The organism is Pseudomonas sp. T1.Ur (genome assembly GCF_023516725.1).
Lineage (GTDB): Bacteria > Pseudomonadota > Gammaproteobacteria > Pseudomonadales > Pseudomonadaceae > Aquipseudomonas > Aquipseudomonas alvandae.
In genome coordinates this window covers 4,425,611-4,449,641 of the sequence record NZ_JAMGSN010000001.1, presented here as the reverse complement: position 1 = coordinate 4,449,641, position 24,031 = coordinate 4,425,611, and the positions used below count along the sequence as shown (strand labels likewise).

Sequence of the window (24,031 nt, the reverse complement as noted above, 5' to 3'; positions counted from 1 at the left end):
GTAGCGCGACTTATCGGCACAGGCATGTGCGGCGCGCAAAGCAAAGAGCAAAAAAGTTAAGTGGGGGTGTCCGGCTCGGCTGGGCGCTCAACTGTCGAAAGCATTCTGCAGCCAGTTCAGCTGGTCGACGTTGCTATCGATGGCAACCACGTCGAAGCGGCAGGGATGATCGGCCCAGCGAGATTCGCTTTGCAGGAAATACTGCGCAGCGAAAACCAGCTTTCGGCGTTTGCGCTCGTCGATGCTGTCGAGCGCGCCACCCCATTGGGTATTTTTTCTATAACGGACTTCAACGAATACTACTGTATCGCCGTCAAGCATGACCAGATCCAGCTCGCCGCGTTTGCATAACCAGTTCTGCGCCAGCAGGCGTAGACCTTGTTGTTGCAGATGCGCGAGGGCGTGGCCCTCGGCATCTTTTCCGCTTTGCAAGTGGGATCGATCGGGCATCAGCGCTGGGTATCCGGCAGGCGCTGCACTTGGCCGTTGACGAATTGAGCCCAAGGCAATTGACGTTGCACGCGCTGGGTCGGCGAGATAGCCAGGCTGCCCGACAGGCCTTCGATACGGCTTTGCGGCAATGCCTTGAGCTGGCCCAGGCGCGGTGCGAGGCGATAAGCGTCAGCTCCCATCGCATACAGTCGGCCCAGGCTGCCACCGGCCTGGGGCCATTGTGCAGTCACCTGTTGGCGCAGTGGGTCATTGGCGTCGAGCAGCCATGGTGTTTCGCAGAAGCGTACGCCATTCATGTCGTTGTACTGGTTCTGGTCGCCGCTGACGCTGAACACCGAAGACGTTGCATAGACTGGCACGTCGCCGGCGTACTGGAAGTTCAGCGTTGGTTTGATCTGCTGGGCCTGCTGTGGCGTCGATGCGAGGAAAATGAACTCGATGTCCTGGCGACGAGACGGCTGGGCGGCGACCGTGGTGCCTACTGTGTTCTGCAGACTCTTGGCGCGACCTTCGCTCTGGCGCAGTTGGAACATGTCGGCGATCTGCTGGGCCAGTTGCACGGGTTGGTCGACACGCTCGATCGCAACGATGGTCCCACCGTTGGCCTGCCAATCCTGGCTGAAGGCCTTCAATACACGATCGCCCCATTCGCCTTTCGGCACCATGGCGGCGGCGCGATGCAGGCCGTCGGCGCGGGCGCGACGGGACACTTCGCGGGCTTCATCTTCCGGCGCCAGGCCGAACTGGAACAGTTGGGGTGGGCCTTGCTCGCCTTCGCTGTAGTTCAGGGCCAAGGTCGTGATCGGCAGTTGCGGGCGCGTGCTGATCTGTTTGACCAAGGGTTTTTCCAGCGGGCCGACTACCAGCTGCACGCCGTCAGCCTGGGCCTTGCGATAGAACTCATCCATCGAGGTCAGGCTGGCGCTGTCATAGATCTGGATGCTTGGCGGCTTCTGCCCGGCCGTTTGGGCCTGGTAGTGCGCGGCCATGAAGCCATCACGCAAGGCCTTGGCGACCGAGGCCAGCGGGCCGTTCTGCGGCAGCAGCAAGGCGATCTTGCTCAATGGCTGGCTCGCCAGTTCCTTGAGCTTGACCAGTGGCGTCGGCAATTGACGCGCGGCCGGGTGTTTCGGGTTCTGTTCGCGCCAGCTATCGATCGCCGCTTGTTGCTGTTCCAGGGTGCCGGCGGTTTTCACGGCCTTGGCCAGGCTCAGCCAGCCACCGAGGTCAGCGGTGGTGGTCGGCTGCAGTTGGTCGGTAGGCAGCGAGGCGATCAGCGTCCAGATCGCCTCGTGGTTTTTTGCCGCCGCTTCGCCTTCCAGCAGTGGGGCGATAAAGATCCGCTCCTTGGCAGCGGCCAGGGTCTGGCCATCGGCTTCAAGGGCGCGAGCACGGACGGTGCCGGTGCGGACCTGCTGTTCCACTGGCATTTCGCTCAGGTGCTGCAGGCTCGGATGGCTCAGCGAAGCCAGGGCGGCCTTGGGCTGGTTGCGTGTCATGGCCAGTTCGGCCGACAGCGTGCTGGCGAAGATCTGCTGACCGGGCTTGAGTGACTCCATCGGCACCTGCTGCAGGATCTGTGCGGACTGGCCAGCATTGCCTTGGCGGTAGGCCAGGTCTGCGGCACTCAGGCGCAGCAGGGCGGCTTTTTCCGGGTTTTTGCTTTGGGTGGCCTGTTCGAGCAATTGCTCGATACTGGCATCCGGGGTCCGTGGAAGTTCGCCAAGGCTGGACGAGGGCGAGCTGGCGCAAGCGGCCAGGAGGGCAGCGAGGCAGAGGGCGGAGAGCAGCCGCAGGCAAGCGATCATGTAAATGTTCCTGATACGAGATCAAATTAGCGTCGAATTGTACCCAAGCGCTGGCCGGGGCGCGATGTTAGTGGTGTGAATCGATCAATTTAGCTATTTCAAGGCGTGCGGCGCAGCACAAACGCCGGGTATTGACCCTTTGTGGCGAGGGAGCTTGCTCCCGCTGGGCTCTGTAGGCGCTGGCGAAGGCTCGGGCCGCGTTCGGACGATCTTTTGATCTTGATCTTTCGCTCTCGACTCAATGGCCTTTGGAAAGATCGCAGCCTCGCTTCGCTCGTCAGCTCCTACGGACGCAGCCGAGCGGGAGCAAGCTCCCTCGCCACGAGGGCTTGTGTAACTTTCCAGTGAGCGGCATTGCCTGGGGTTACCCGTTACCGCGAACAGCCGAGACCGCCGCTACACGCTACAATGCCGCTCTTTACCGATCATGAGGTACGCGCTTTGACTGCTCCAGGTGCTTTGAATTCCGCTGCCGGCTCGCTTTACGTGGTGGCGACGCCCATCGGCAACCTGGACGATATCAGCGCTCGTGCGCTGAAAATCCTGAGGGACGTGGCCCTTATCGCCGCCGAAGACACCCGCCACTCCCAGCGCCTGCTGCAGCACTTCGGAATTTCCACGCCATTGGCGGCGTGTCATGAACATAATGAGCGGGATGAGGGGAGTCGTTTTATCACGCGCCTGCTGGCGGGCGATAACGTGGCGCTGATTTCCGATGCGGGCACGCCACTGATTTCCGATCCGGGTTATCACCTGGTGCGCCAGGCGCGTGCCGCTGGTATCAACGTGGTGCCGGTGCCCGGGGCTTGTGCATTGATTGCGGCGCTGTCGGCAGCCGGCTTGCCGTCGGACCGGTTCATCTTCGAGGGCTTCCTGCCCGCCAAGGCGGTGGGGCGGCGGGCGCGCCTGGAGGCGATAAAGGAAGAGCCGCGCACGCTGATTTTCTATGAGGCGCCGCACCGCATCCTGGAGTGCCTGCAAGACATGGAGCAGGTGTTCGGTCCCGAGCGCCAGGCGTTGTTGGCCCGTGAATTGACCAAGACGTTCGAAACCCTCAAGGGCCTGCCGTTGGCGGAGCTGCGAGCCTTCGTCGAAGGCGACAGTAATCAACAGCGTGGTGAGTGTGTCGTGCTGGTGGCGGGCTGGACTCCGCCTGAAAGCGAAGACGCGGTCAGCGCCGAGGCAATGCGCATTCTCGACCTGTTGCTGGAGGAGATGCCTCTCAAGCGGGCCGCAGCCCTCGCGGCGCAGATCACCGGCGAGCGCAAGAATGTGCTGTATCAGGTCGCGCTGGAAAAACAGAAGGGCCAATGAAACCGGCGCATCGGGCTGGCCATGGGCTTTTATCGCTTGTTCTTGAGCCGCTCTACCGTTAACCTTCGCGGCGGAGAGTCGATCGGACAGTCGCTGCCCTCTATGAAAATTAGGGGGGGGAGGAAAGTCCGGGCTCCATAGGGCGAAGTGCCAGGTAATGCCTGGGAGGCGTGAGCCTACGGAAAGTGCCACAGAAAATAACCGCCTAAGCGCTTCGGCGCCGGTAAGGGTGAAAAGGTGCGGTAAGAGCGCACCGCACGGCTGGCAACAGTTCGTGGCTAGGTAAACCCCACTTGGAGCAAGACCAAATAGGGTCCCAAGGCGTGGCCCGCGCTGGGACCGGGTAGGTTGCTAAAGATGTCCAGTGATGGCCATCGTAGACGAATGACTGTTCAAGACAGAACCCGGCTTACAGATCGACTCTCCACCTTTTTCCCTCCCTGCCGGAATCACTGGCAGAAGCCATTCCTAATACCAAAAAAATCTTACTCTTAACAAATCACTTTAACTTGTGCGCGCAGCCTCCTGTGCTGCTTTGAGTTGAGGCGAATTTTCCTACGTCAGATTCTTGTTACCCCTCCTGAAACGCTCCTAAATCTCCGATCTATAAGGCTTTTCCTTCATTGCGCGCCTTGACGGTGCGGTGGGCGCATTCCTATAGTGTGCGCAAGTGGCGGAAAGTGGCATGAAGTGGGTTTTTTTGAAGGTAAAACGCCAAAAAGTGGAGAAACGCTGACGTGTTTCGCGGAGCTAACGCAATCAGTCTCGATGCAAAAGGCCGGCTCGCCATGCCCAGCCGGTATCGTGACGAGCTCGTTTCGCGAAGTTCAGGGCAGTTAATCGTCACGATCGACGCTGTTGATCCATGTTTATGCGTTTACCCTCTAGATGAATGGGAAATCATCGAAACCAAACTGCGCGCACTGCCTTCGTTGCGAGAAGAGAACCGCCGCCTGCAACGCTTGCTGATCGGTAATGCCGTCGACCTCGAACTCGATGGCAGTGGTCGTTTCCTGGTGCCGCCGCGCCTGCGCGAATACGCCAAGCTGGACAAGCGCGCGATGCTGGTGGGCCAACTGAACAAGTTCCAATTGTGGGACGAAGATGCCTGGAATGCGGTTTCCGCCGCTGACCTCGCTGCTATTCAACAACCGGGCGCCATGCCTGATGAACTGCGTGATTTGATCCTGTGACTATTGATAGCGGCTTTAACCACATCACCGTACTGCTTGACGAAGCCGTCGAGGCTCTCGCCGTACGTCCTGATGGCTGCTATCTGGACGGTACGTTCGGACGTGGCGGACACAGCCGGCTGATCCTCAGCCAGCTCGGGCCAGACGGTCGGTTGCTGGGGTTCGACAAGGATCCTCAAGCGATTGCCACCGGGCAAGCGCTGGCGGCCGAAGACGGCCGCTTTGTCGTTGTGCAGCGCAGCTTTGCCGAGCTGGGTGCGGAAGTCGAACAGCGCGGCCTGGCCGGCAAGATCAGCGGCGTGCTGCTGGACCTCGGCGTATCTTCGCCGCAGCTGGACGACCCTGAGCGCGGCTTCAGTTTCCTCAATGACGGTCCGCTGGACATGCGCATGGACCCGTCCCGCGGCATCAGTGCCGCCGAATTCGTCAACACCGCCCCGGTGGAAGAAATCGCCCGTGTCTTCAAGGAATACGGCGAAGAGCGTTTCTCCGGCCGCATGGCTCGTGCCGTGGTCGAGCGTCGTGACATCAAGCCGTTCGAACGTACCGGTGATTTGGCCGAAGTTTTGAAAGTGGCCAACCCGGCCTGGGAAAAAGGCAAGAATCCGGCAACCCGGGCTTTCCAAGGCCTGCGCATTCACGTCAACAACGAGTTGGGTGACCTTGAGGCTGGCCTCGACGCCGCTCTTGAAGCGCTGGAGGTGGGTGGTCGCCTGGTGGTGATCAGCTTCCACTCCCTGGAAGACCGTATCGTCAAACTGTTCATGCGCAAGCTCACCAAAGGCGAAGCCGACAACCTGCCGCGCAACCTGCCGGTGCGTTTTGAGGCTTTCGTACCGAAAATCAAGATTCATGGCAAAGCGCAGTTCGCCTCCGAGGCCGAGCTCAAGGCCAATCCACGTGCCCGTAGCGCTGTCATGCGTGTTGCGGAGAAGTTGCGGTGAGCAAGCTCTTCGCCAAGCCCCTGCCGGGCGGCAGCTTTTTCATGCTGCTGCTGTTTATCGGCGTGCTCGTGTCGGCCATCGCCGTGTCTTACAGTGCGCACTGGAACCGCCAGTTGCTCAATACCCTTTATAACGAGCTGAGTGTTCGCGACAAAGCGCAGGCCGAGTGGGGCCGGTTGATCCTGGAGCAAAGCACCTGGACCGCCCACAGCCGTATCGAAGTGTTGGCCACTGAACAATTGAAGATGCGCATCCCCGGCGCCGCCGAAGTGCAGATGGTGGCGCCATGATGAAGCTCGAGGGGGCACTGTTCCCGTGGCGGTTCCGCCTGGTCCTGGGCTTGCTCGGCATCATGGTGGCCGCGATTTCGTGGCGCATTATCGACCTGCAAGTGGTCGACCGCGATTTCCTCAAGGGCCAGGGCGACGCCCGTAGCGTGCGTCACATTCCGATCCCGGCCCACCGTGGGCTGATCACCGACCGCAACGGCGAACCGTTGGCCGTGAGTACGCCGGTGACGACCTTGTGGGCGAACGCCAAGGAAATGCAGCAGGCCAAGGAAAAGTGGCCGGCGCTGGCTGCCGCTCTAGGCCAGGATCCAAAGGCCCTGGCTGAACGGCTTGAAGCCCAGGCCAATAAAGAATTCATCTATCTGGTGCGCGGGTTGACCCCCGAGCAGGGCCAGAGTGTGCTCGATTTGAAAGTGCCGGGCGTCTACGGCATCGAAGAGTTCCGGCGTTTCTACCCGGCCGGTGAAGTCACCGCCCACATGGTCGGGTTTACCGATATCGATGATCGAGGGCGGGAAGGGGTCGAACTGGCCTATGACGAATGGCTCGCCGGGGTCGCCGGCAAGCGCCAGGTCATCAAGGACCGGCGCGGCCGGTTGATCAAGGATGTCCAAGTCACCAAAAACGCCAAGGCCGGCAAGCCCTTGGCGTTGTCCATTGACCTGCGCCTGCAATACCTGGCCAACCGCGAGTTGCGCAATGCCATCGTCGAGAACGGTGCCAAGGCCGGCAGCCTGGTGATCATGGACGTGAAGACCGGCGAGATCCTGGCCATGGTCAACCAGCCAACCTACAACCCGAACAACCGCCGCAACCTGCAACCGGCGATGATGCGCAACCGCGCCATGATCGACGTGTTCGAGCCGGGCTCGACCATGAAGGCCGTGTCCATGGCCGCCGCCCTTGAAACCGGGCGCTGGAAACCGAGCGATACCGTCGAGGTGTACCCGGGCACCCTGCAGATCGGCAAGTACACCATTCGCGACGTGTCCAAGACCGAAGGGCCGGTGCTCGACCTGACCGGCATCCTGATCAACTCCAGTAACGTTGGCATGAGCAAGATCGCCTTCGACATCGGCGGCGAGACGATTTATCGCCTGGCCCAGAAAATCGGCCTTGGCCAGGACACTGGCCTGGGCTTCCCGGGCGAGCGCGTCGGCAACCTGCCGAACTACCGTGACTGGCGCAAGGCTGAAACCGCCACGTTGTCGTACGGCTATGGTGTTTCCGTGACCGCGATCCAGCTCGTCCATGCGTTTTCCGCGTTGGCCAACAACGGGCGTATCGCCCCGCTGACCCTGATCAAGACTGACAAGGCGCCGCAGACCACCCAGGTCATTCCGGAAAACGTCGCCAAGACCATGCAGGGCATGTTGCAACAGGTGATCGAGGCGCCGCGCGGTGTCTATCGCGCCCAAGTGCCGGCCTATCACGTCGCCGGCAAGTCGGGTACGGCCCGCAAGACGTCCGTGGGTACCAAGGGCTATGCCGAAAACTCCTATCGTTCGCTGTTCGCCGGCTTCGGCCCGATGAGCGATCCGCGCTATGCCATCGTGGTGGTCATCGACGAACCGAGCAAGGCCGGTTACTTCGGTGGCCTGGTTTCCGCGCCGGTGTTCAGCAAAGTGATGTCCGGCACCCTGCGCCTGATGAACGTTACCCCGGATAACCTGCCGCCGACCCAGCAGGCGAGTACCGCCCCGGTCGTTCCCTTGAAAGCTGACGGAGGGCGCGGCTGATGTCCCTGAGCCTGAACAAGATTTTTGCCCACGCCGGTCACGACCTGCTGATTCGCGAATTGGCCCTCGACAGCCGTGACGTGCGCGCCGGTGACCTGTTCCTGGCCGTGCCGGGAGCCCGTTTCGATGGCCGCGACCACATCGCCGACGCCTTGAAGCGCGGAGCGGCCGCCGTGGCCTATGAAGTGAGCGGCGCAACCGTGCTGCCGATCACCGACGTCCCGCTGATCCCCGTCAAGGGACTGGCGGCGCAGCTGTCGGATATCGCCGGGCGCTTCTACGGTGAGCCGAGCCGTCACCTGAATCTGATCGGTGTGACCGGCACCAACGGCAAGACCAGCGTGACCCAGCTGGTGGCGCAGGCGCTGGATCTGCTCGGGCAGCATTGCGGCATTGTCGGGACCCTGGGCAACGGTTTCCACGGCGCCCTGCAAAGCGGGCTGCACACCACGCCGAATCCGATTGCCGTGCAAGCGACCCTGGCGGACCTGAAGAAGGCTGGCGCCAAGGCCGTCGCGATGGAAGTCTCCTCCCACGGTCTCGATCAAGGCCGGGTCACCGCGCTGGCCTTCGATGTAGCGGTGCTGACCAACCTGTCCCGCGATCACCTGGATTACCACGGCACGATGCAGGCCTACGGCGAGGCCAAGGCCCGGCTGTTTGCCTGGAACAACCTGAAGTGCCGGGTCATCAATATCGATGACGAGTTCGGTCGGCAACTGGCCGCCGAGCAGCGTGAGTCCCGGTTGATCACCTATAGCCTGGAAGACGCCAGCGCCTACCTTTACGTGCGCCAGGCTCAGTTCGATGACGAAGGCGTGCGCGCCACGCTGGTCACGCCCCAGGGCGAGCATCATTTGCGCAGTACCTTGTTGGGGCGTTTCAATCTGAGCAACGTATTGGCCGCCGTCGGCGCCTTGCTCGGGCTGGACTACGCGCTGGATGAAATCCTCAAGGTCTTGCCAAAACTCGAAGGCCCGGCCGGGCGCATGCAGCGCTTGGGCGGTGGCACCCAGCCGCTGGTGGTGGTCGATTATGCCCACACCCCCGACGCATTGGAAAAAGTCCTCACGGCGTTGCGCCCTCACGCCAAGGGGCGGTTGCTGTGCCTGTTCGGCTGTGGCGGCGATCGTGACCGTGGCAAGCGTCCGTTGATGGCTGAAGTCGTGGAGCGGCTGGCCGATGGTGTACTCGTCACTGACGACAACCCACGCAGCGAAGACCCATCGCGGATCTTCGACGACATTAGGGCCGGTTTCTCGGACGTGGATAACGTCACCTTCGTGGCCGGACGCGGCCAGGCCATTGCCCAATTGATCGCCAGTGCGTCGGCGGATGACGTCATTGTCCTGGCCGGCAAGGGGCACGAGGACTACCAGGAAATCAACGGTGAGCGCCACGGGTTTTCCGATCTGGTGGAAGCCGATCACGCGCTGACCGCATGGGAGGTGGCCCATGCTTAAGGCCTTGAAACTCAGCGAACTGACGAACGCCCTGGGCGCGCGCCTGATCGCTGCGGACGCCACGTTCAACGGCGTCAGCATCGACAGCCGGGCGATCGCGCCGGGCCAGTTGTTCATCGCCCTGGCCGGACCGCGTTTCGACGGCCACGATTATTTGAACGACGTGGCGGGCAAGGGCGCGGTCGCGGCGTTGGTCGAGCGCGAAGTGACCAACAGCACGCTGCCACAATTGCTGGTCGGCGACACCCGCCAGGCCCTGGGCCAGCTCGGTGCGTTGAATCGTGCGGCATTTGCCAACCCGGTCGCGGCCATCACCGGCTCCAGCGGCAAGACGACGGTCAAGGAAATGCTCGCCAGTATCTTGCGCACGCGCGGTCCGGTGTTGGCGACCCGTGGCAACCTGAACAACGACCTCGGCGTACCGTTGACCCTGCTTGAACTGGCGCCGGAGCACAGTGCCGCCGTCATCGAGCTGGGTGCCTCGCGGCTCGGCGAGATTGCCTACACCGTCGGCATGACCAAGCCCCACGTGGCGGTGCTCAACAACGCCGGGACCGCCCACGTCGGCGAGTTCGGCGGCCCGGAAAAAATCGTCGAGGCCAAGGGCGAAATCATCGAAGGGCTGGCTGCCGATGGCGTCGCCGTGCTCAATCTCGACGACAAGGCTTTCGAAATCTGGAAGGCCCGGGCGGGCGAGCGCAAGGTGCTGACCTTCGCCCTGAGCAACCTCGCGGCGAATTTCTACGCCAGCGACCTGGACCGCGATGCCCGCGGCTGCCCGGCTTTCAACCTGCACAGCCCCGACGGTGCCGAGCGCGTGCAGTTGAACCTGCTCGGCACCCATAACGTTGCCAATGCCCTGGCCGCCGCTGCGGCCGCCCATGCGCTGGGTGTGTCGCTGCCAGGCATCGTCGCCGGGCTGAACGCCGTGCAGCCGGTCAAGGGGCGCTCCGTCGCGCAACTGGCCAGCAATGGCATGCGCGTCATCGATGACACCTACAACGCCAATCCGACGTCGATGTGCGCGGCCGTGGATATCCTCGCCGGTTTCTCCGGCCGTACCGTATTGGTGCTGGGGGATATCGGCGAGTTGGGTGAGTGGGCGCAACAGGGGCATCACGACGTCGGTGCCTATGCGCGCGGCAAGGTCGACGCGTTGTACGCCGTTGGCCCGATGATGGCCCATGCGGTGGCGGCGTTTGGCGAGCACGCACAGCATTTCACCACCCAGGCCGAGCTGATCCAGGCCCTGGGCGCCGAGCAAGACCCGAACACCACCTTATTGATCAAGGGCTCACGCAGTGCGGCGATGGAAAACATCGTGGCGGCTTTGTGCGGCACCCGTATGGAGAAACATTAATGCTGCTGCTGCTAGCGGAGTACCTGCAACAGTTCCACAAAGGCTTCGCGGTCTTCCAGTACCTGACCCTGCGCGGGATCCTGGGTGTGCTGACCGCGTTGTCGTTGTCGCTGTTCCTGGGCCCGTGGATGATCCGTACCCTGCAGAGCCTGCAAATCGGCCAGTCGGTCCGTAACGATGGCCCGCAATCGCACTTGTCCAAATCCGGTACGCCGACCATGGGCGGCGCGCTGATCCTGTCGTCCATCGGCATCAGCACCTTGCTCTGGGCTGACCTGGCGAACCGTTACGTCTGGGTCGTGCTGCTGGTGACGCTGTTCTTCGGCGCCATCGGCTGGGTCGACGACTACCGCAAGGTCATCGAGAAGAACTCCCGTGGGCTGCCAAGCCGCTGGAAATATTTCTGGCAGTCGGTGTTCGGCCTCGGCGCGGCGATCTTCCTTTATATGACTGCCGCCTCGCCGGTAGAGACCACCCTGATCCTGCCGATGCTCAAGGACTACAGCATTCCGCTGGGCGCGGGCTTCATCGTGCTGACCTACCTGGTGATCGTTGGTTCGAGCAACGCGGTCAACCTCACCGACGGCCTCGACGGCCTGGCGATCATGCCGACAGTGATGGTCGGCGGCGCGCTGGGGATCTTCTGCTACCTGTCGGGTAACGTGAAGTTCGCCGAATACCTGCTGATCCCTTACGTGCCGGGCGCCGGTGAGCTGATTGTGTTCTGCGGTGCGCTGATCGGTGCCGGCCTGGGTTTCCTGTGGTTCAACACCTACCCGGCGCAAGTCTTCATGGGCGATGTCGGCGCGCTGGCGCTGGGCGCGGCCCTGGGCACCATCGCGGTCATCGTTCGCCAGGAAATCGTCCTGTTCATCATGGGCGGCGTGTTCGTGATGGAGACCTTGTCAGTCGTCATTCAGGTCGCCTCCTTTAAATTGACCGGCCGCCGCGTATTCCGCATGGCGCCGATCCACCACCACTTTGAACTCAAGGGCTGGCCCGAGCCGCGCGTGATCGTCCGTTTCTGGATCATCACCGTGATTCTGGTGCTGATCGGCCTTGCCACCCTGAAGCTGAGGTAGAACGAGTGTCCCTGATCGCTTCTGACCACTTCCGCATCGTTGTCGGCCTCGGCAAGAGCGGCATGTCCCTGGTTCGCTTCCTGGCGAGCCGGGGCGTGTCGTTTGCCGTGGCCGATACGCGGGAAAATCCGCCTGAGCTGGCCACGCTGCGCCGTGACTATCCGCAGGTGGATGTGCGTTGTGGCGAACTGGACGTCGAGTTCCTGTGCCGCGCCGATGAGCTCTACGTGAGTCCCGGCCTGGCCCTGGCGACCCCGGCCCTGCAGGCCGCGGCCGCTCGTGGCGTGAAGCTATCCGGTGACATCGAGCTGTTCGCGCGCAACGCCAAGGCACCGATTGTCGCCATCACCGGCTCCAACGCGAAGAGCACCGTGACGACCCTGGTCGGCGAAATGGCTGCCGCCGCCGGCAAGCGTGTCGCCGTGGGCGGCAACCTGGGCACGCCGGCGCTGGACCTGCTCAACGATGAGATCGAGCTGTACGTGATGGAGCTGTCGAGCTTCCAGCTTGAAACCACCGACCATCTCGGCGCCGAAGTGGCGACCGTGCTCAACATCAGCGAAGACCACATGGACCGCTACAGCGGCCTGCCGGCTTATCACCTGGCCAAGCACCGGATCTTCCGCGGCGTCCGCCAAGTGGTGTTCAACCGCCAGGATGCGTTGACCCGTCCGCTGATGGGCGAAGGCCTGCCGTGCTGGACCTTCGGCCTCGGTGTCCCTGATTTCAAAGGCTTCGGACTGCGCGAAGAGAACGGCGAAAAATACCTCGCCTTCGAATTCCAGAACCTGATGCCGGTGCGCGAACTGAAGGTTCGTGGCGCTCACAACCAGGCCAACGCCCTGGCGGCGCTGGCCCTGGGGCATGCGGTCGGCTTGCCGTTCGACGCCATGCTCTCGGCCCTGCGCAACTTCGCCGGGCTCGAACATCGCTGCCAGTGGGTGCGCGATCTTGATGGCGTGGCCTGGTACAACGATTCCAAGGCCACCAACGTCGGTGCCGCGCTGGCGGCCATCGAAGGCCTGGGCGCGGACATCGACGGCAAGCTCGTGCTGATCGCCGGCGGCGACGGCAAGGGCGCCGACTTCAAGGATCTGCGCGATCCGGTGGCGTCCAACTGCCGTGCCGTAGTGCTGATGGGCCGCGACCGCGAGCTGATCGCCGCGGCAATCGGCGATGCCGTGCCGCTGGTGCGCGTCGCTTCGCTGGACGAAGCCGTGCAGCAATGCCGTGCCCTCGCACAACCCGGCGATGCCGTCCTGCTGTCGCCGGCCTGCGCCAGTTTCGACATGTTCAAGAACTACGAAGAGCGCGGGCAATTGTTCGCCCGGGCCGCGGAGGACTTGGCATGAGCCTGATGAACATCATCAAGCCGTACCCGTCGCCGTTGATCACCGGGCGCGGCATCGACCTGGATTTCCCGATGCTCGCCGGTTGCCTGGCCTTGCTCGGCCTCGGCCTGGTCATGATCACCTCCGCCTCGTCGGAAGTGGCTGCCGTGCAGTCGGGCAACACGCTTTACCACATGATCCGTCACCTGATTTACCTGGTGATCGGCCTGGGTGCGTGCGTCGTCACCATGATGGTGCCGATCGCCACCTGGCAACGCCTGGGCTGGATGATGCTGCTCGGTGCCTTCGGCCTGTTGGTCATGGTGCTGGTGCCGGGCATTGGCCGCGAGGTCAACGGCTCGATGCGCTGGATCGGCTTCAGCTTCTTCAACGTTCAGCCTTCGGAAATCGCCAAGGTCTTCGTGGTGATTTTCCTGGCCGGTTACCTGGTGCGTCGCCAGAAGGAAGTGCGCGAGAGCTGGATGGGCTTCTTCAAGCCGTTCATCGTGTTGCTGCCGATGGCGGGCTTGCTGCTGATGGAGCCGGACTTCGGCGCCACGGTGGTGATGATGGGCGCGGCGGCGGCCATGCTGTTCCTCGGTGGTGTGGGGCTGTTCCGCTTCATCCTGATGGTGGCGCTGGCGGTGGCGGCGGTGACGGTGCTGGTGCAGGCGCAACCGTATCGGATGGCGCGGCTGATTACTTTTACCGATCCGTGGGCCGACCAGTTCGGTTCCGGCTATCAATTGACCCAGGCGCTGATCGCCTTCGGTCGCGGCGAATGGCTGGGCGTGGGCCTGGGCAACAGCGTGCAGAAGCAGTTCTACCTGCCGGAAGCGCATACCGACTTCGTATTCTCGGTCTTGGCCGAAGAGCTGGGCGTGGTGGGTTCCCTGTGCACCGTCGCCCTGTTCGTATTCGTTTGCGTACGCGGCATGTACATCGGCTTGTGGGCCGAGAAGGCCAAGCAGTTCTTTGCCGCCTATGTGGCGTATGGCCTGTCGTTCCTGTGGATCGGCCAGTTCCTGATCAATATCGGCGTGAACGTCGGCCTCTTGCCGACCAAGGGCCTGACGCTGCCGTTCCTCAGTTATGGCGGCAGCTCCCTGGTGATCTGCTGTGCCTGTCTCGGCCTGTTGTTGCGCATCGAATGGGAGAGTCGCACCCACTTGGGCAGCGAAGAGATGGAATTCCAGGAGAGCGACTTCGCCGAGGAGCCGACTCATGGGCGCTAACGTGCTGATCATGGCCGGCGGTACCGGCGGGCATGTGTTCCCGGCGCTGGCTTGTGCCCGGGAATTCCAGGCGCGCGGCTACACCGTGCACTGGCTGGGTACGCCACGGGGCATCGAGAATGAACTGGTGCCCGCCGCCGGCCTGGAATTGCATCGGATCAATGCCAGCGGCCTGCGAGGCAAAGGCAAGCTGTCGCTGCTCAAGGCGCCGCTGATGTTGCTCAAGTCGATCTGGCAGGCGCGGGCGATCATTCGTCGGCTGCGGCCGGTGTGTGTCGTCGGCTTCGGTGGCTATGTGACCGGTCCGGGTGGCGTTGCGGCAAAACTGGCCGGTGTGCCGGTGATCGTCCACGAGCAGAACGCCGTGGCCGGTACCGCCAATCGGTTACTGGTGCCGTTGGCCGCTCGGGTCTGTGAAGCCTTTCCCGACACCTTTACCCTGTCGGGCAGCCGTCGCACCACCGGGAATCCGGTGCGCACCGAGCTGTTCCTCGATACACCGCGCCCGGCCCTGGCCGGACGCAAGGCGCGTTTGCTGGTCCTGGGCGGAAGCCTGGGGGCAGAACCGTTGAACAAATTGCTGCCCGAAGCCCTGTCGCAGGTCGTTCCCGAACTGCGCCCGGAAGTGTTTCACCAGGCTGGCAAAAATCACGATGAAGTGACCGCCGAGCGCTACCGCGCCGCTGGCGTCGAGGCGCAAGTGCAGCCTTTCATCAAAGACATGGCCCAGGCCTATGGCTGGGCCGACCTGGTGATCTGCCGCGCAGGCGCGCTGACCATCAGTGAACTGGCTGCCGCCGGTCTGCCCTCGATGCTGGTGCCTTTGCCCCACGCCATCGACGATCACCAGACTCGCAACGCCGATTATTTGGCCCGTGAAGGCGCTGCCTTCCTGATGCCACAAAGAACGACTGGCGCCGCGGATCTTGCCGCGCGCCTGACAGAGGTATTGATGCAGCCGCAAACACTCGAAGACATGGCCCGCGCCGCGCGCCGCCTGGCCAAACCCGATGCCACCGCCCAAGTGGTCGATAGCTGCCTGGAGGTGGCCCATGGTTGAGAATCGCAAAGCCATGCCACAACCGGAAATGCGCCGCATCCGTCGCATCCACTTCGTCGGGATCGGCGGCGTGGGTATGTGCGGGATCGCCGAGGTGTTGCTGAACCTGGGTTACCAGGTCTCGGGTTCCGACCTGAAGGCTTCCCCGGTCACCGAGCGCCTGGAATCGTTTGGTGCGCAGATTTTCATCGGCCACCGCGCCGAGAACGCCGCCAACGCCGACGTGCTGGTGGTGTCCAGCGCCGTGAACACTTCCAACCCGGAAGTCGCCACCGCGCTGGAACGCCGCATTCCCGTAGTGCCGCGTGCCGAGATGCTGGCCGAGCTGATGCGCTATCGCCACGGCATCGCCGTCGCCGGTACCCACGGCAAGACTACGACCACCAGCCTGATCGCTTCGGTGTTCGCGGCCGGTGGCCTGGACCCGACGTTCGTGATCGGTGGTCGCCTGAATGCTGCTGGCACCAATGCCCAGCTGGGCACCAGCCGCTACCTGATCGCCGAAGCCGACGAGAGCGATGCGAGTTTCTTGCACCTGCAACCGCTGGTCGCCGTCGTTACCAACATCGACGCTGACCACATGGCGACCTACGACGGCGACTTCAACAAACTGAAGAAAACCTTCGTAGAGTTCCTGCACAACCTGCCGTTCTACGGTCTGGCGGTGGTGTGCCTGGACGACCCGGTGGTGCGTGAAATCCTGCCGCTGGTCAAGCGTCCGACCGTGACCTACGGCTTTGGCGAAGACGCCGACGTTCGCGCAATCAATGTGCGCCAGCAGGGCATGCAGACCTACTTCACCGTGCTGCGTCCTGATCGCGAGCCGTTGGACGTGTCGGTGAACATGCCCGGCAACCACAACGTGCTCAACGCACTGGCGACCATCTGCATCGCCACCGACGAAGGCGTCAGTGATGAAGCGATCATCCAGGGCCTGTCCGGCTTCCAGGGCGTGGGCCGGCGCTTCCAGGTCTACGGCGAACTGCCAGTGGACGGCGGCAACGTGATGCTGGTGGACGACTATGGACACCACCCGACCGAAGTCGCGGCGGTGATCAAGGCCGTGCGTGGCGGTTGGCCGGAGCGCCGCCTGGTGATGGTCTACCAGCCGCACCGCTACAGCCGTACCCGCGACCTGTATGACGATTTCGTCCAAGTGCTGGCCGACGCCAACGTGCTGCTGTTGATGGAAGTCTATCCGGCCGGCGAAGAGCCGATCCCCGGCGCCGACAGCCGCCAGCTGTGCCACAGCATTCGCCAACGCGGCCAGTTGGACCCGATCTACATCGACCGCGGCGTGGACCTCGCGCCACTGGTCAAGCCGCTGCTGCGCGCCGGCGACATCCTGCTGTGCCAGGGCGCTGGAGATATCGGTGGCCTGGCCCCGAAACTGTTGAATAGTCCGTTATTCGCCGGCGCCATCGTGGCCTCCAGCGAGGGGAAACTGAAATGACTGCTGCCTACGCCAACCTGGTCTCGACCCTCGAGCCGAAAGCCTTCGGCCGCGTTGCCGTGCTGTTCGGCGGCAAGAGCGCCGAGCGCGAGGTGTCCCTCAAGTCCGGCAACGCCGTGCTGCAAGCCTTGCAAAGCGCTGGTGTCGACGCCTTCGGGATCGACGTGGGCGACGATTTCCTGCAGCGCCTGTTGTCCGAAAAGATCGACCGCGCCTTCATCATTCTTCACGGTCGCGGCGGCGAAGACGGCAGCATGCAAGGCCTGCTCGAGTGCCTGGGCATTCCCTACACCGGCAGCGGCATCCTCGCCTCGGCCCTGGCGATGGACAAGCTGCGCACCAAGCAGGTCTGGCATAGCCTCGGCATTCCGACGCCGCGTCACGCCGTACTGGCGTCCGAGGCCGATTGTATTTCGGCGGCCACGGAACTGGGCTTCCCTTTGATCGTCAAACCGGCCCATGAAGGTTCAAGTATCGGCATGGCGAAAGTGAATTCGCTGCCTGAGTTGACCGCAGCCTGGAAGGACGCCAGTTCCTACGATTCGCAAGTGTTGGTCGAGCAATGGATCACCGGTCCCGAGTTCACCATCGCCACCCTGCGTGACCAGGTGTTGCCCCCGATCGCGCTGGGCACGCCTCACACGTTCTACGACTACGACGCCAAGTACATCGCCAATGACACCCAGTACCGCATTCCTTGCGGGCTGGACGCTGCCAAGGAAAAAGAACTGATGGACCTCACGGCGACGGCCTGTGAGGCGCTGGGTATTGCCGGTTGGGGCCGGGCAGACGTGATGCAGGACGCCGATGGGCAGTTCTGGTTCCTGGAAGTGAACACGGCCCCCGGCATGACCGATCACAGCCTGGTGCCGATGGCGGCTCGCGCCGCCGGCCTGGATTTCCAGCAACTGGTGCTGTCGATCCTCGCCGCCAGTGTCGGCAAACAAGAGCCAAGAGGTTAAGCCATGCAAGGCGCATCGCTTCGTCATCAGCCCTCCGCACCCGGCCGCAAGCCGGTGCCGCGGGGTGCCAGCCGAATGGTGGCCAAGGAGCCGATGTCGGCGCGCCTGCCGAAAGCCAATTTTGGCTTTCTCAAGAGCCTGTTCTGGCCGGTGCTGCTGGTGGCGTTGGGGTTCGGTACGTACGAAGGCGCCCAACGGCTGCTGCCTTACGCCGACCGGCCGATCGCCCGGATCAACGTCCAGGGCGACCTGAGCTACATCAGCCAGCAAGCGGTGCAGCAGCGGATCGCCCCGTTCGTCGCGTCGAGCTTCTTCACCATCGACCTGGCGGGCATGCGCACGGAGCTGGAGCAGATGCCCTGGATCGCCCATGCCGAAGTGCGGCGGGTGTGGCCTGACCAGGTGTCGATCCGCCTGGAAGAGCAACTGCCGGTGGCCCGTTGGGGCGACGAGTCGCTGCTGAACAACCAGGGCCAGGCGTTTACGCCACGGGAACTGGCCAATTATGAACATTTGCCACAACTGTTCGGTCCACAGCGGGCCCAGCAGCAAGTGATGCAGCAATACCAGGTGTTGAGCCAGATGTTGCGGCCATTGGGCTTCTCCATCGCGCGCCTGGAACTGCGTGAGCGCGGCAGTTGGTTCCTGACCACTGGCGCGGGCAGCTCGGGGCCGGGCATCGAGCTGTTGCTCGGCCGCGGCAACCTGGTGGAAAAGATGCGCCGCTTCATTGCCATCTATGACAAGACGCTCAAAGAACAGATTACGAACATTGCGCGCATCGATCTGCGCTACGCCAACGGCCTCGCCGTTGGCTGGCGGGAACCTGTAGCGCCGACGACGGCCGTACCCGCCGTCGCGAAGAATTAAGAAGAGGCTGGACCCATGGCAAACGTGCAAAGCGGAAAAATGATCGTCGGTCTTGATATCGGCACTTCCAAGGTGGTGGCGCTGGTAGGCGAAGTCGCGGACGACGGCACGCTGGTCATCGTCGGGATCGGTACACACCCGTCCCGCGGCTTGAAGAAAGGCGTGGTGGTGAACATCGAGTCCACCGTGCAATCGATCCAGCGCGCCATCGAAGAGGCGCAGCTGATGGCCGGTTGCCGGATCCACTCGGCATTCGTCGGCGTCGCGGGCAATCACATCCGTAGCCTGAACTCCCACGGCATCGTGGCGATTCGTGATCGCGAAGTCAGCTCCGCCGACCTCGAGCGCGTGCTCGACGCGGCCCAGGCCGTGGCGATCCCGGCCGACCAGCGTGTGCTGCACACCCTGCCGCAGGACTACGTGATCGATAACCAGGAAGGTGTGCGCGAGCCGCTGGGCATGTCCGGCGTGCGCCTGGAAGCCAAGGTCCACGTGGTCACCTGTGCGGTGAACGCTGCGCAGAACATCGAGAAATGCGTGCGCCGCTGCGGCCTGGAAATCGACGACATCATCCTCGAGCAATTGGCCTCGGCCTACTCGGTGCTGACCGACGACGAGAAAGAGCTGGGCGTGTGCCTGGTGGACATCGGCGGCGGCACCACCGACATCGCGATCTTCACCGAAGGCGCGATCCGCCACACGGCCGTGATTCCGATCGCCGGCGACCAGGTGACCAACGACATCGCCATGGCGTTGCGCACTCCGACCCAGTACGCCGAGGAAATCAAGATCCGCTACGCCTGCGCCCTGGCGAAGCTGGCCGGTGCCGGCGAAACCATCAAGGTGCCAAGCGTTGGCGACCGTCCGCCGCGCGAACTGTCGCGCCAGGCCCTGGCCGAAGTGGTCGAGCCGCGCTACGACGAGCTGTTCACGCTGATCCAGGCCGAACTGCGGCGCAGTGGCTACGAAGACCTGATCCCGGCCGGCATCGTGCTGACCGGCGGTACCTCGAAGATGGAAGGCGCGGTCGAGCTGGCCGAGGAGATTTTCCACATGCCGGTGCGCCTGGGCGTGCCCCATGGCGTCAAGGGCCTGGATGACGTGGTGCGCAACCCGATCTATTCCACCGGCGTGGGCCTGTTGATGTATGGCCTGCAGAAACAGTCCGACGGGATCTCGTTCTCAGGGATAGGCAGCCGCGACAGCTACAGCAGCGACGAGCCGAAGGCACCGCTGTTCGAGCGGCTGCAGGCTTGGGTGAAAGGTAATTTTTAGCGACAAGTTTCAAGCTTCAAGCGGCAAGCTTGCAGCTTAAGGCTTGCAACTTGCCACTGAAGACGCAGTAGGCGAAAAAAACTAGAGAATGTAAGGAGAGGGAACATGTTCGAACTCGTAGACAACATCCCCGCTAGCCCGGTTATCAAAGTAATCGGTGTCGGCGGTGGCGGCGGCAACGCTGTCAACCACATGGTCAAGAGCAACATCGAAGGCGTCGAGTTCATCTGCGCCAACACCGATGCTCAAGCGCTGAAAAACATCGGCGCGCGGACCATCCTCCAACTGGGTACCGGCGTGACCAAGGGCCTGGGTGCTGGCGCGAATCCTGAGGTCGGCCGTCAGGCTGCCCTGGAAGACCGCGAGCGCATCGCTGAAGTCCTGGCCGGCACCAACATGGTGTTCATCACCACGGGCATGGGCGGCGGTACCGGTACCGGTGCAGCGCCGATCATTGCCGAAGTGGCCAAGGAAATGGGCATCCTCACCGTTGCGGTGGTGACCCGTCCGTTCCCGTTCGAAGGCCGCAAGCGCATGCAGATCGCCGATGAAGGCATCCGCGCGCTGAGCGAAAGCGTCGACTCGTTGATCACCATCCCCAACGAGAAGCTGCTGACCATCCTGGGCAAAGACGCCAGCCTGCTGTCGGCTTTCGCCAAGGCTGACGATGTACTGGCCGGTGCCGTTCGCGGTATCTCCGACATCATCAAGCGTCCAGGCATGATCAACGTCGACTTCGCCGACGTACGCACCGTGATGTCCGAAATGGGCATGGCGATGATGGGCACTGGCTGCGCCAGCGGTCCGAACCGTGCGCGCGAAGCCACCGAAGCGGCCATCCGCAACCCGTTGCTCGAAGACGTCAACCTGCAGGGCGCCCGTGGCATCCTGGTGAACATCACCGCCGGTCCGGACCTGTCCCTGGGCGAGTACTCCGACGTGGGTAGCATCATCGAGGCGTTCGCTTCCGACCACGCAATGGTCAAGGTCGGTACCGTGATCGATCCGGACATGCGTGACGAGTTGCACGTGACCGTGGTTGCTACTGGCCTGGGCGCGAAAATCGAGAAGCCGATGAAGGTGATCGACAACACCGTCCAGACTGCCATGGCCTCCCAGCCGCAACAGCAACCGGCCGCTCGTCAGGAAGCACCAGCGGTAAACTACCGTGACCTGGACCGTCCGACCGTCATGCGCAACCAGGCCCAGGCCGGCGCTGCGACTGCCGCGAAGATGAATCCGCAAGATGATCTGGATTACCTGGACATCCCGGCATTCCTGCGTCGTCAGGCCGATTGATGGAATGTATCAGGGGTATACGGGTGATTGGTGTTCAGCAAAGGTCTGGTCTGCTATCATCGCCAGCCTTTGTTGATACCAGTTCGCAATTTGCGCTGAAGCGGCCCATGCCATGATTAAACAACGCACCCTGAAGAATATTATCCGTGCCACAGGTGTCGGCCTGCACTCCGGCGAGAAGGTCTACCTGACCCTCAAGCCAGCGCCTGTCGATACCGGCATCGTGTTTTGTCGTGCCGACCTCGACCCTGTGGTGCAGATTCCTGCTCGCGCGGAAAACGTTGGTGAAACCACTATGTCGACCACGCTGGTCAACGGTGACACCAAAGTGGACACGGTGGAGCATTTGCTCTCGGCCATGGCTGGCCTGGGCATCGATAACGCCTACGTCGAGCTCTCCGCGTCCGAAGTCCCGATCATGGATGGCAGTGCCGGACCCTTCGTATTCCTGATTCAATCGGCTGGCCTGGAAGAACAGGACGCGGCCAAGAAGTTCATCCGCATCCTGCGGGAAGTGACAGTGGAAGACGGCGACAAGCGCGCCACTTTCGTCCCTTTCGAAGGTTTCAAGGTGAGCTTCGAGATCGATTTCGATCACCCGGTTTTCCGTGACCGCACCCAGAGTGCAAGCGTGGATTTTTCCAGCACTTCGTTCGTAAAAGAAGTCAGCCGCGCCCGTACCTTTGGTTTCATGAGTGACATCGAGTACCTGCGCAAGCACAACCTCGCACTCGGCGGCAGTGTTGAAAATGCGATCGTGGTCGATTCCGATGGCGTGTTGAACGAAGACGGCCTTCGTTATGAAGACGAATTCGTCAAGCACAAGATCCTCGATGCGATCGGCGACCTCTACCTGCTGGGCAACAGCCTGATTGGTGAGTTCAAGGGCTTCAAGTCCGGCCATGCACTGAACAACCAGTTGCTGCGCAAGTTGATTGAGCAGAAAGATGCTTGGGAAGTCGTGACGTTCGAAGACGCCAGCACCGCACCAATCTCTTACATGCGCCCTGTCGCGGCCGTGTAAGCAAAAAACCTCTCTAGTTTTTTAAAGGCTGCCTTTGGGTGGCCTTTTTTTATGCCTGGATGTCTTGTGGGCTGCGAAAGGCTTTTGTGGCGAGGGAGCTTGCTCCCGCTGGACTGCCGAAGGCTGCGATCTTTTGATCTTTCCCTTGAGACTCAGGTGCCTGGAAAAGATCGCAGCCTCGTTGCACTCGACAGCTCCTACAACGCGGCCCAGCGGGAGCAAGCTCCCTCGCCACAAAAGCAGGAGCAAGGCTTACATCGCGCAAACAACTCGATTGCGCCCGCTGGCCTTGGCCTGGTAGAGCGCCTTGTCCGCAGCAAGCAAGAGCTGTTGCAGCTCGCCATACGGCCCGTTCACCCAAGTGGCGATGCCGATACTCACCGTCATGGGCGCTTCACCCTCGACGACAGGTGGCAACTGCTCGACCGCGTCGCGAATGTTTTGGGCCATGGTGAAGGCGCCGGCGGTGGTGGTTTCCGGCAGCACCACCGAGAATTCTTCCCCGCCATAGCGCGCCGCCAGGTCGGCAGGGCGTCGGACGTGTTGGCCGATCAACTGCGCCAAGGTGCGCAGGGCTTCGTCGCCCTGCTGATGACCATGGCGATCGTTGAACGCCTTGAAGTGATCCGCGTCGATCATCAGGACAGACAGCGGTTGGCCCGAACGTTGGGCACGCTGCCATTCCTGATGCAACGTTTCGTCCAGCGTTCGACGATTGGCCAGGCCGGTGAGGGAGTCGACGGATGCCAATTGGGCCAGTTCCCGTTCGGCGACGTGGCGACGTCGCAACTCACGGCGCAGCAACCAGGTGAGCCAGAGCAGGCTTACGCACAGCGCGCCCGTGGCGCCACTGATCAGGAGCGCCGTACGTTGCCAGGAGGCGAAGACTTCCTGGGATGAGAGCGCGACCACGACGATCAGCGGTAAGTTACCGACCCGGGAAAAGGTATACAGGCGCTGTGTCTGATCGACGCTGGATATGCCGGAAAAGCTGCCGTTGCCTTCGCGCAGGATGCGCACGAAGTTCGGTCGATTGCTGAAGTTCTTGCCGATCATGTCGTCAGCCAAGGGCGGCTCCTGGGCCAGCAGCGTTCCGTCGCCGCTGACCAGGTTGACCGTGCCGCCGCGACCGATGTTCAGGCTTTTGAAAAGTTGGCTGAAATAGCTCAGGCGCATCGCGGCCTCGGCCACGCCCATGAACTCGCCCCGGTCGTCATCCAGGCGATAGCTGAAGCTGATGCGCCAGTCGTGCGGCTCGCTTCGAGCCCGGAACGGGGGACTGATCATCATGCTCGGGCTTGGGTCTTGGAGATGTGACTGGAAATATTCCCGTTCGGCGTAGTTGCCTTTGCGGGGCTCGACAGAGGCCGAGTCAGCAATTACATCGCCGCGTTTGTCGAGCAGAAGGATGTCGCCTTTATAGGGCGCTGCGGTGGCACGATCGAACAGGGCGAGGTGGCGGATCGTTGGCGAAACGTCCTTGAGGTCCTGGCGTTTTGCCGCGGCAATCAGGCCCTGCAATGAAACATCGTAGAGTTCTACGTTGCGCAGCACGTCGGCGTCGATCAGTTGCACGATGTTGCTCGCCGCACGTGTCGCCGCCTGCTCGGCGCTGGCGTGTTCTCGAATCAGCAGGAACGTCACGATACTCAGGATGGCAATGACAACCAGCGAGCTGGCCAGAACGAGAACCCGTTCCGAACGTATCAAAAACGGGATATTGCCGGGTGTTGCACTGCTCGCGCTCATGGTTCCGATCTGCATTGTCATGTGGCTGGGATCCTTCCCATAGGCTGCTCATCTACAACTGCCGATGACCGGTAGAGACAATACTGGCCTTTTGCAAGATTGTGCTCGGGACACTGGAATTGAGCAA

20 protein-coding genes and 1 other RNA gene are annotated in these 24,031 nt (G+C 62.4%); 18 read left to right on the top strand and 3 right to left on the bottom strand.

Going from position 1 to position 24,031, the window contains the following annotated elements; genetic code table 11:
• Nucleotides 1-87 precede the first annotated feature (87 nt).
• On the bottom strand, nt 88-450 hold the full coding sequence (locus M8Q45_RS19755) for a YraN family protein (RefSeq protein ID WP_249876069.1): 363 nt from the start codon (nt 448-450) through the stop codon (nt 88-90).
• A complete protein-coding gene (locus tag M8Q45_RS19750; RefSeq protein ID WP_249876068.1) occupies nt 450-2,261 on the bottom strand; it encodes a penicillin-binding protein activator in 1,812 nt (603 codons plus the stop codon). The genes M8Q45_RS19755 and M8Q45_RS19750 overlap by 1 nt, the downstream gene beginning before the upstream one ends.
• Nucleotides 2,262-2,669: 408 nt before the next feature.
• On the opposite strand from M8Q45_RS19750, the gene rsmI reads away from it, so the two are divergent.
• The 18 genes from rsmI (at nt 2,670) to lpxC (ending at nt 22,155) form a co-directional block, all read left to right on the top strand.
• Nucleotides 2,670-3,575, top strand: coding sequence for a 16S rRNA (cytidine(1402)-2'-O)-methyltransferase (gene rsmI, locus M8Q45_RS19745; RefSeq protein WP_249876067.1), 906 nt, complete (start codon nt 2,670-2,672; stop codon nt 3,573-3,575).
• A 74-nt stretch (nt 3,576-3,649) separates the two neighbouring features.
• Nucleotides 3,650-4,003: RNase P RNA component class A (gene rnpB, locus M8Q45_RS19740), an RNA gene on the top strand.
• Nucleotides 4,004-4,312: 309 nt separating this feature from the next.
• Complete coding sequence (gene mraZ / locus M8Q45_RS19735) at nt 4,313-4,768, top strand: division/cell wall cluster transcriptional repressor MraZ (RefSeq protein WP_003205355.1); 456 nt, start codon at nt 4,313-4,315, stop codon at nt 4,766-4,768.
• Entirely contained in the window at nt 4,765-5,712 is a 948-nt protein-coding gene (rsmH, locus tag M8Q45_RS19730) for a 16S rRNA (cytosine(1402)-N(4))-methyltransferase RsmH (protein ID WP_502940365.1), read from the top strand. The genes mraZ and rsmH overlap by 4 nt, the downstream gene beginning before the upstream one ends.
• A complete protein-coding gene (gene ftsL, locus M8Q45_RS19725; protein ID WP_003178214.1) occupies nt 5,709-6,002 on the top strand; it encodes a cell division protein FtsL in 294 nt (97 codons plus the stop codon). The genes rsmH and ftsL overlap by 4 nt, the downstream gene beginning before the upstream one ends.
• The gene (locus M8Q45_RS19720; protein ID WP_181287711.1) at nt 6,002-7,741 is read left to right on the top strand and encodes a peptidoglycan D,D-transpeptidase FtsI family protein; all 1,740 of its coding nucleotides are present in this window, start codon (nt 6,002-6,004) and stop codon (nt 7,739-7,741) included. Before ftsL ends, M8Q45_RS19720 begins: the two co-directional genes overlap by 1 nt.
• Nucleotides 7,741-9,204: a UDP-N-acetylmuramoyl-L-alanyl-D-glutamate--2,6-diaminopimelate ligase gene (locus M8Q45_RS19715; RefSeq protein ID WP_249876066.1), complete on the top strand. Its 1,464-nt coding sequence runs from the start codon at nt 7,741-7,743 to the stop codon at nt 9,202-9,204. Before M8Q45_RS19720 ends, M8Q45_RS19715 begins: the two co-directional genes overlap by 1 nt.
• Complete coding sequence (locus M8Q45_RS19710) at nt 9,197-10,564, top strand: UDP-N-acetylmuramoyl-tripeptide--D-alanyl-D-alanine ligase (protein WP_249876065.1); 1,368 nt, start codon at nt 9,197-9,199, stop codon at nt 10,562-10,564. The genes M8Q45_RS19715 and M8Q45_RS19710 overlap by 8 nt, the downstream gene beginning before the upstream one ends.
• The gene (mraY, locus tag M8Q45_RS19705; protein WP_030139681.1) at nt 10,564-11,646 is read left to right on the top strand and encodes a phospho-N-acetylmuramoyl-pentapeptide-transferase; all 1,083 of its coding nucleotides are present in this window, start codon (nt 10,564-10,566) and stop codon (nt 11,644-11,646) included. Before M8Q45_RS19710 ends, mraY begins: the two co-directional genes overlap by 1 nt.
• Nucleotides 11,647-11,651: 5 nt before the next feature.
• Nucleotides 11,652-12,998, top strand: coding sequence for a UDP-N-acetylmuramoyl-L-alanine--D-glutamate ligase (gene murD / locus M8Q45_RS19700; protein ID WP_249876064.1), 1,347 nt, complete (start codon nt 11,652-11,654; stop codon nt 12,996-12,998).
• A complete protein-coding gene (gene ftsW, locus M8Q45_RS19695; protein WP_030139679.1) occupies nt 12,995-14,212 on the top strand; it encodes a putative lipid II flippase FtsW in 1,218 nt (405 codons plus the stop codon). The genes murD and ftsW overlap by 4 nt, the downstream gene beginning before the upstream one ends.
• On the top strand, nt 14,202-15,272 hold the full coding sequence (gene murG / locus M8Q45_RS19690; RefSeq protein WP_249876063.1) for an undecaprenyldiphospho-muramoylpentapeptide beta-N-acetylglucosaminyltransferase: 1,071 nt from the start codon (nt 14,202-14,204) through the stop codon (nt 15,270-15,272). Before ftsW ends, murG begins: the two co-directional genes overlap by 11 nt.
• Nucleotides 15,265-16,725 carry a UDP-N-acetylmuramate--L-alanine ligase gene (murC, locus tag M8Q45_RS19685; protein ID WP_249876062.1) on the top strand — a complete coding sequence of 487 codons (1,461 nt, stop codon included), beginning with the start codon at nt 15,265-15,267 and terminating at the stop codon, nt 16,723-16,725. Before murG ends, murC begins: the two co-directional genes overlap by 8 nt.
• Nucleotides 16,722-17,687: a D-alanine--D-alanine ligase gene (locus M8Q45_RS19680; RefSeq protein ID WP_249876061.1), complete on the top strand. Its 966-nt coding sequence runs from the start codon at nt 16,722-16,724 to the stop codon at nt 17,685-17,687. The genes murC and M8Q45_RS19680 overlap by 4 nt, the downstream gene beginning before the upstream one ends.
• A gap of 3 nt (nt 17,688-17,690) precedes the next feature.
• Nucleotides 17,691-18,557: a cell division protein FtsQ/DivIB gene (locus M8Q45_RS19675; RefSeq protein WP_030139675.1), complete on the top strand. Its 867-nt coding sequence runs from the start codon at nt 17,691-17,693 to the stop codon at nt 18,555-18,557.
• Nucleotides 18,558-18,572: 15 nt separating this feature from the next.
• On the top strand, nt 18,573-19,832 hold the full coding sequence (ftsA, locus tag M8Q45_RS19670) for a cell division protein FtsA (RefSeq protein ID WP_003205342.1): 1,260 nt from the start codon (nt 18,573-18,575) through the stop codon (nt 19,830-19,832).
• Nucleotides 19,833-19,937: 105 nt separating this feature from the next.
• Nucleotides 19,938-21,131, top strand: coding sequence for a cell division protein FtsZ (ftsZ, locus tag M8Q45_RS19665; RefSeq protein WP_030139674.1), 1,194 nt, complete (start codon nt 19,938-19,940; stop codon nt 21,129-21,131).
• 112 nt (nt 21,132-21,243) lie between these two features.
• Nucleotides 21,244-22,155, top strand: coding sequence for a UDP-3-O-acyl-N-acetylglucosamine deacetylase (gene lpxC, locus M8Q45_RS19660; RefSeq protein WP_030139673.1), 912 nt, complete (start codon nt 21,244-21,246; stop codon nt 22,153-22,155).
• Between the two features lie 252 nt (nt 22,156-22,407).
• Here the strand turns inward: lpxC and M8Q45_RS19655 are convergent, their stop codons facing one another.
• Entirely contained in the window at nt 22,408-23,904 is a 1,497-nt protein-coding gene (locus M8Q45_RS19655) for a GGDEF domain-containing protein (protein WP_249877363.1), read from the bottom strand.
• Nucleotides 23,905-24,031: the final 127 nt, after the last annotated feature.

What these genes read in the sequence shown, in the direction of transcription:
- lpxC (WP_030139673.1), top strand. Translation starts at nt 21,244, where the DNA reads ATGATTAAACAACGCACCCTGAAGAATATTATCCGTGCCACAGGTGTC.
- M8Q45_RS19715 (WP_249876066.1), top strand. Translation starts at nt 7,741, where the DNA reads ATGTCCCTGAGCCTGAACAAGATTTTTGCCCACGCCGGTCACGACCTG.
- M8Q45_RS19655 (WP_249877363.1), bottom strand. Translation starts at nt 23,904, where the DNA reads ATGAGCGCGAGCAGTGCAACACCCGGCAATATCCCGTTTTTGATACGT.
- M8Q45_RS19710 (WP_249876065.1), top strand. Translation starts at nt 9,197, where the DNA reads ATGCTTAAGGCCTTGAAACTCAGCGAACTGACGAACGCCCTGGGCGCG.
- murG (WP_249876063.1), top strand. Translation starts at nt 14,202, where the DNA reads ATGGGCGCTAACGTGCTGATCATGGCCGGCGGTACCGGCGGGCATGTG.
- ftsW (WP_030139679.1), top strand. Translation starts at nt 12,995, where the DNA reads ATGAGCCTGATGAACATCATCAAGCCGTACCCGTCGCCGTTGATCACC.
- M8Q45_RS19675 (WP_030139675.1), top strand. Translation starts at nt 17,691, where the DNA reads ATGCAAGGCGCATCGCTTCGTCATCAGCCCTCCGCACCCGGCCGCAAG.
- ftsZ (WP_030139674.1), top strand. Translation starts at nt 19,938, where the DNA reads ATGTTCGAACTCGTAGACAACATCCCCGCTAGCCCGGTTATCAAAGTA.
- M8Q45_RS19720 (WP_181287711.1), top strand. Translation starts at nt 6,002, where the DNA reads ATGAAGCTCGAGGGGGCACTGTTCCCGTGGCGGTTCCGCCTGGTCCTG.
- ftsA (WP_003205342.1), top strand. Translation starts at nt 18,573, where the DNA reads ATGGCAAACGTGCAAAGCGGAAAAATGATCGTCGGTCTTGATATCGGC.
- mraY (WP_030139681.1), top strand. Translation starts at nt 10,564, where the DNA reads ATGCTGCTGCTGCTAGCGGAGTACCTGCAACAGTTCCACAAAGGCTTC.
- M8Q45_RS19750 (WP_249876068.1), bottom strand. Translation starts at nt 2,261, where the DNA reads ATGATCGCTTGCCTGCGGCTGCTCTCCGCCCTCTGCCTCGCTGCCCTC.
- M8Q45_RS19755 (WP_249876069.1), bottom strand. Translation starts at nt 450, where the DNA reads ATGCCCGATCGATCCCACTTGCAAAGCGGAAAAGATGCCGAGGGCCAC.
- murC (WP_249876062.1), top strand. Translation starts at nt 15,265, where the DNA reads ATGGTTGAGAATCGCAAAGCCATGCCACAACCGGAAATGCGCCGCATC.
- rsmI (WP_249876067.1), top strand. Translation starts at nt 2,670, where the DNA reads ATGCCGCTCTTTACCGATCATGAGGTACGCGCTTTGACTGCTCCAGGT.
- M8Q45_RS19680 (WP_249876061.1), top strand. Translation starts at nt 16,722, where the DNA reads ATGACTGCTGCCTACGCCAACCTGGTCTCGACCCTCGAGCCGAAAGCC.